Raw genomic sequence first — 6,599 nt, forward strand, 5'->3', positions numbered from 1 at the left:
AACGCTGGTGCGGCGCGGCAGACTGGGGTGATGAGCCGGCAGCAGAACGGGGACTGGGTGCGCTACTGGCGCGATCCGGACCGGCCCCTGGAAGCGATGCACGCACACTTCGTCCGCCATGTCTTCGCTCCGCACAGCCACGACGCCTACTCCTTCGCCGTGACGGAGACCGGCGCCCAGCGCTTCACCTGCCGCGGCGCGGGCCACACCAGCGCCGCCGGCATGGTGATGGCGTTCAACCCGGACGATCCGCACGACGGCGAGGCGGCCGCCGAACTCGGCTTCACCTACCGGATCATGCACATCGGCCCGGACGTCGTACGCGCCGTCCTCGACGACGTCACCGACGGCCGGGGCGCCATGCCGCTGTTCGACCGCCCGGTGGTCGACGACCCGGTGCTGGCCCGGGCCCTGCACCGGCTGCACCCGGCGCTGGCCGGCGGAGCGGACCCGCTGGTACGGGAGGAGCGGCTCGGCGCGGCCGTCGAGGCCATGGTGCGGCGCAACGCGTCCCGCGGCGTGGTCGGCGCCGGGCCGCGCGAGCTGGCCGGGGGCGCCCGGGCGCGGGCGGCCCGGCGGGTGCGCGAACTGCTCGCCGCCGACTACGACCAGCCGTTGACCGCCCAGGACCTCGCGGACGCCGCCGGCTGCAGCCGTTTCGCGCTCTACCGGGCGTTCCGGGCCGAGTACGGCATGGCGCCCAGCGACTTCCAACGGCTGCTGCGGCTGCGCCGCGCGCGGACGCTGCTCATCGCCGGCCGGACCCCCGCGGAGGCGGCCACCGAGGCCGGCTTCGCGGACCAGGCGCACTTCCACCGCTGGTTCGTGCGCTGCTTCGGCGTCACACCGGGGGCATTCCGCCGGGCGGGGGCACGTACACCGCCACCGGCCGGCGCGCGCGGGCCCCGGCGGCGAGAGTCACCGCCCCCGCCAGCAGGAGCAGCAGCGTCCCGCCGACCGTCAGCAACCAGGCCGGGAAGCCGCCCACGGTGAGCAGCGCGTAGGTGTATCTGACCTGCCGGAAGGGGGTGTCCCGGGGGGTGCGGCGGAGTTCGTGGTCGCCGGTGATGCGGTGCGGCTGCGGGAAGCTCTGTTCCACGGCGGTGAGGAAGGTCGTCCCGGAGCCGTGGGGTGGGTGGGCTTCGCCGGTGGTCCCGTCGTTGCGGCCGGGGCGGAGGAGGGCGCGCACCGCTCCTTCGGGTGCGATCCGGCCCGCGAAGGAGACCACGGGCCGGGCGCCGCCGAGCGCGCTGCGCGGCTCCATCCGGTGCGGGGCGAGGACGTAAAGCCCCAGTGTCTGTGGCGTCTTGGCGAGGCGGGAGAGACGCATGGGGTAGACCAGACGCTCGCTGGCGAACGACAGCCGGAGCGGGTCGAGGGTGCCCGTCAGCGGGCGGCCCGTCTCGGCGGGGGCGAGCCGGATGGCCACGTACTCCCAGCGCTGCGCCACGTACGGGCGGAGCTCGGTCGCCAGGGACGCGGGCAGCCGGAAGCCCTCGGACTTCAGCCAGGTGCGCAGTGCGCCGGGGTCGGTGGCGGTCAGCCGGGCGACGTCGAAGGGGCCCAGGCGCTCGCGGCCGACCACGCCGACCCCCGGCCCGCGGGCCCCGGGCAGCGGCGCCTCGGCGCTGTCCGAGCCGCCCGCGAACGGCCAGTCGCCGCTCCGGGGCCAGAAGTAGTGGCGCTGTGCGACGGCCGGTTCGGTCAGCGACGAGAGCTGGCCGAAGAGCGCGGGGTCGCCCAGCCGCACCGTGGCCCGGTGCGGCACGGGCATGATCCACGCGGCGTCCGGGGCGGTGCCGTCCACCGTCAGGCTCATCACGATCTGCTCGGTCTGCCCGTCCCAGGTCACCGCGGAGGTCTCCCGGTGCACCGCCATGGTCATCCGCGGGTCGTGCACCATCGCACCGCAGCCGCAGGCGTACGCGGGCCGGGCCAGCGACACCAGCTGCACCGCCAGCAGCAGCAACACCACCAGCAGCGCCCGCCGCCGTGCACCGGGCCGCAGCGCGGCAGCCGCGGCCCGGCCCACCTCCCCGCCGCGCCCCGTGCCCGCTCCCCGTCCCCGTTCCATCGCGACCTGCCCCGCCTCGTGCCGTCCTGTTCCGCCCCACAGACGGTGACGGCGGGGTGGCCGGTTCCCGGTGGGTACCAACCGCCGCAGGCCCGGCCGGAGGGGTCCGGACGGGCCTGCGTGGGTGCTGGGGCCGTGCGGCGGGGTGCGCCGCACGGGGGTGGGTCAGGCGGTCGAGGCCGCGGTGGCGGGGCGGCGGGCCGCCCGTACGGCGTCCCGGGCCTCCGCCTCGTTCTCGACGGCCGGCGGGGAGCCGGGCAGCGGCTTGCGGGCGCTCTCCGACATCAGCAGGACGGCGATGCCGCCGATCACGGCCGCCGCCATCATGTAGTAGGCGGGCATCATCTTGTTGCCGGTCGCGCCGATGAGGGCGGTGACCACCAGCGGCGTCGTCCCGCCGAACAGCGACACGGAGACGTTGAAGCCGATCGACAGCGAGCCGTAGCGGACCCGGGTCGGGAACAGCGCGGGCAGCGTGGCCGGCATCGTCGAGGTGAAGGCGACCAGCAGCAGGCCGAGCGCGGCCATGCCCAGCGCGATGGCGAGCAGCGACCCCTGCCGGATGAGCAGCAGGGCCGGCACGGACAGCACCAGGAAGCCCAGGCAGCCCGCGGCGATGACCGGGCGGCGGCCGAAGCGGTCGCTGAGCCGGCCGGCGAACGGCTGGACGCCCATCATCAGCACCATCACGCCGAGGACGACCAGCAGCCCGTGCGTCTCGTCGTACTTCAGCTCCGAGGTGAGGTAGCTCGGCATGTACGACAGCAGCATGTAGTCCGTGACGTTGAAGACCAGGACCAGGCCGATGCACAGCAGCATGGACCGCCACTGACCGAAGATCATCTCGCGGATGCCGATGCGCTTCTCGGCCTCGCGGCGCGCCTTCTCCTTGGTCCGCGCCTCCTTCTCCAACTGGGCGAAGGCCGGGGTCTCTTCGAGGCGCATGCGCAGGTAGAGGCCGATGATGCCCATCGGACCGGCGACCAGGAACGGGATGCGCCAGCCCCAGGAGTTGAGGTCCTCGGTGGACAGCAGCGCGGTCATCAGCGTGACCAGGCCGGCGCCGCCGACGTAGCCGGCGAGCGTGCCGAACTCCAGCCAGCTGCCGAGGAATCCGCGCTTCTTGTCGGGCGCGTACTCGGCGATGAAGGTGGAGGCGCCCCCGTATTCACCGCCGGTGGAGAAGCCCTGCACCAGGCGGGCGACGAGCAGCAGGATGGGCGCGCCGACGCCGATGGAGGCGTACGACGGGATCAGGCCGATGGCGAAGGTGCCCACCGCCATCATGATCATGGTGATCGCGAGGATCTTCTGCCGGCCGATCCGGTCACCGAGCGGGCCGAACACCATGCCGCCGATGGGGCGGACGAGGAATGCCGCCGCGAAGGCGCCGAACGTCGACAGCAACTGCGCGGTCGGGTTCCCGGACGGGAAGAAGACGTGCCCGAGGGTGACCGCGATGTAGCTGTAGACGCCGAAGTCGAACCACTCCATCGCATTGCCCAGCGCGGCCGCCGACACCGCGCGCTTGACCATCACGGGATCGACGACGGTCACCTCGCCCGATGACTGCACTTCCGGGGCCGGCTTTCTCTCCTCCAGCGGACCGGATGCGGCGTCGGCGCGGTTGCCGACCGGCTTGTGGGGCCCTTGGGCGACGGGGGACTGCGTCGGCACGTGTTCGCTCGCCTGCGCTCTCTTGGACGACTGCATGACACCGTTCCGCCGTGGGGCAAGCGGAACGAATCCCGCCGTTTCGCGACGGGCAAAGGTCGACCATAGGGGCAGACTGGATCATTACGGACGGTGTCCGGATGACCGCACAGTCAGCCGTATACCCGCTCCTTCCAGGGGAAACGCACTTTCTCGAAGCGATTCTCCGGGCGTGGAGCTGTGATCCATATCGCGGGGATCCGCTGCAACCGTCGGCCTGTTGTGATGTGTGTCACGGCGTTACGCGGCACTGTCCCGGTGCTCGCACACGAAACGGCGCGGCGGCGCCCTGCACCGCCGCGCCGCTGTGGATCGTCGCGTCCCTCAAGGATCGGCCATCCCGTGCGCCCTCGCCACTCGGGCGGGCGTCACGGCATCCACGCCTCGTACGAGAGCACCTCGCCGGCCTTGATTCCGAAGCCGGGCCGGGCCTCGGTAAAGGTGACCTCCGAGCCGAGGAGTTCACCGCTGCGCGGGTCGAGGATCACCATCTGGCGCGTCCCGTTCGCGGCGCCGCCGGTGCCGTGCGGGTCGTCGGAGCCGTCGTGGACGTATGCCTGGCCGCGCCGGCCCAGCCGGTCGGTGACCGCGCCCGCCGGCCGCAGCCCGTCCGCCTCGGCCAGCAGCCGCACCATCGCCGCCGTCTCCCGGGGGCCCGGCGTCCACTCCTGGCGGAACGCGGAGAGCGCCTCCAGGAGTTGGGGCGTGGTGCTGATGCCGCCCGCCCCGCCGTACAGCAGCGCCAGGTGGTCGCGCAGCGCTGCCGGATCCGTCGGCGGTGCCGTGCGGGCGGACAGCCCGCTGTGCCGGGCCTCGGAGCCCGCCGGATAGGTCTTGTGGTGCAGGACCTTGCCGTCGCTGACGGTCCGCCAGTGGCCGTTGTCGTCATGGATGACCGGGCGGCCCGGGTGCCGCGGATCGGTGGCCACGACCATTTCGGAGCCGCTGCCGTCGGCGTTCCAACGGGTGATGCGCTCCTCGGGCACGGTCACGGGCGGCGCGGCGTCCGGCCCGGACTCCAGACTCAGGTACCAGCTCTGCAGGTGGCTGCCCCGGCGCGGCCCGTCCGCGGCACCCGCCGCGCGCGCCCTGGCCTCCGCCCTGCGGGCGAGCGTCTCCAGCGACACCGCCGGGGTGCCGGCGCGCGGCGCCAGCGCGACCGGTGCCGCGACGGCCGGGCCGCTGCCGGCGTCGGAGAAGGTGAAGGCGAGCACGGCGACGAGCGCGAGCACCGCGGCCTCGGCACGCAGGACGAGGCGCCGCCCGGCCCGCCGGGTGCGCTTGCTGTGCAGGAGACGGTTCAGGGCCTGTTCGGCGCGGGCGTCCAGCGGCCGGTCCCGCCAGGGGCCTTCGCCGGCCGGTACGGGATTGGCCGCGCGCAGCAGCTCCAGTTCGTCATGCATGGCGGTCGTCTCCTGCTCGTACGGACACGGTCATCCGCGTACGGTCGATCTCCGTGCGAAGGCGGCGGCGCGCCCGGTGCAGCCGCATGGCCGCCGCGCCCGGACCGCACCCGAGGGCCTCCGCCAGCTCCTCGACGGTCAGTTCCTCCCAGGTGGTCAGCCGCAGCACCTCCTGGTCGGCGGGGGAGAGCCGGGCCAGCACCTCGTGCACCCACGAGCCGGGCCGCTCCGTGTCCGGGCTCTCGACGGTCTGCCGCTGGTGCGCCGCCTCGTGGTTGCCCAGGCGGCGCAGCAGCCGCCGGTAGCGGCCCAGGCCGCGCACCGTGTTGGCCAGGCAGTTGCGGGCCACCCCGTACAGCCAGGGCAGCGGGGCGTCGGGGAGTTCGGCGCGGCGTCTCCAGGCTATGGAGAAGACCTCCGCCACCACTTCCTCGACGTCGTGTGCCTGCCCGTCCAGCCGCCGCGCCACGAAGCGGCTGACCGCCCAGTAGTGCGCGCGGTAGGCGTCGGCGAAGGCGTCGTCCGTGCTCATGAACCGTTGGTGTCCGGCATGCCCCCGATCTTCACACCCACCTCGGGTGAGACTTCGCACCCGGTCGCAACGGCCCTTCGGGCCCGTAGGCGGTGAGGTTTGCCGCGGCCCCGGACACCTACCGGGCATGAAGCTCCCCGTGAAGTGGCTGACGACCACCGACCACAAGACCATTGGCACGCTCTATCTGGCCACCGCCTTCGCGTTCTTCTGTATCGGCGGCCTGATGGCCCTGCTGATGCGCGCCGAACTGGCCCGGCCGGGCCACCAGATCATGTCGAACGAGCAGTTCAACCAGGCGTTCACGATGCACGGCACGATCATGCTGCTGATGTTCGCGACGCCGCTGTTCGCCGGTTTCGCGAACGTCCCCCGGAATCGGCGCCGACATGTGGATCATGGGTCTGGCCTTCTCCGGCTTCGGCACGATCCTGGGTTCGGTCAACTTCATCACGACGATCATCTGCATGCGTGCGCCTGGCATGACGATGTTCCGGATGCCGATCTTCACCTGGAACGTGCTGCTGACCGGTGTGCTGGTCCTGCTGGCCTTCCCCGGAAGCCGATGTTCGGTTACATCGGTCTGATCGCGGCGACGATTTCCATTGCCGGTCTGTCGGTCACGGTCTGGGCGCACCACATGTACGTCACGGGCGGCGTGCTGTTGCCGTTCTTCTCGTTCATGACGTTCCTGATCGCGGTCCCGACCGGTGTGAAGTTCTTCAACTGGATCGGCACGATGTGGAAGGGCTCGCTGTCCTTCGAGACGCCGATGCTGTGGGCGGTCGGCTTCCTGATCACCTTCACCTTCGGTGGTCTGACCGGTGTCATCCTGGCCTCGCCGCCGATGGACTTCCACATCTCCGACTCGTACTTC

4 protein-coding genes and 2 pseudogenes are annotated in these 6,599 nt (G+C 72.3%); 2 read left to right on the forward strand and 4 right to left on the reverse strand.

Annotated features, from left to right (window positions below; genetic code table 11):
* The first annotated feature begins 30 nt into the window (after positions 1-30).
* Complete coding sequence (locus tag OO62_RS38630; RefSeq protein ID WP_078617519.1) at positions 31-993, forward strand: AraC family transcriptional regulator; 963 nt, start codon at positions 31-33, stop codon at positions 991-993.
* Between the two features lie 64 nt (positions 994-1,057).
* Here OO62_RS38630 and OO62_RS35060 read toward each other — a convergent pair.
* From OO62_RS35060 to OO62_RS35075, 4 genes and pseudogenes are all read right to left on the reverse strand, one after another.
* A pseudogene (locus OO62_RS35060) lies at positions 1,058-2,074 on the reverse strand (DUF2330 domain-containing protein); the annotation flags it as partial.
* Positions 2,075-2,239: 165 nt separating this feature from the next.
* Entirely contained in the window at positions 2,240-3,787 is a 1,548-nt protein-coding gene (gene proP / locus OO62_RS35065; RefSeq protein ID WP_228332428.1) for a glycine betaine/L-proline transporter ProP, read from the reverse strand.
* A gap of 368 nt (positions 3,788-4,155) precedes the next feature.
* Positions 4,156-5,190: a CU044_5270 family protein gene (locus OO62_RS35070; RefSeq protein ID WP_033271764.1), complete on the reverse strand. Its 1,035-nt coding sequence runs from the start codon at positions 5,188-5,190 to the stop codon at positions 4,156-4,158.
* Positions 5,183-5,722 (reverse strand): RNA polymerase sigma factor, encoded by a 540-nt coding sequence (locus OO62_RS35075; RefSeq protein WP_033271765.1) that lies wholly within the window; start codon positions 5,720-5,722, stop codon positions 5,183-5,185. The genes OO62_RS35070 and OO62_RS35075 overlap by 8 nt, the downstream gene beginning before the upstream one ends.
* Before the next feature lie 127 nt (positions 5,723-5,849).
* Between OO62_RS35075 and OO62_RS38635 the strand changes: the two are divergent.
* Positions 5,850-6,599 (forward strand): annotated as a pseudogene (locus OO62_RS38635) (cbb3-type cytochrome c oxidase subunit I); the annotation flags it as partial.

The sequence above is a fragment of the Streptomyces lydicus genome (genome assembly GCF_000717345.1).
GTDB classification, from domain to species: domain Bacteria; phylum Actinomycetota; class Actinomycetes; order Streptomycetales; family Streptomycetaceae; genus Streptomyces; species Streptomyces lydicus.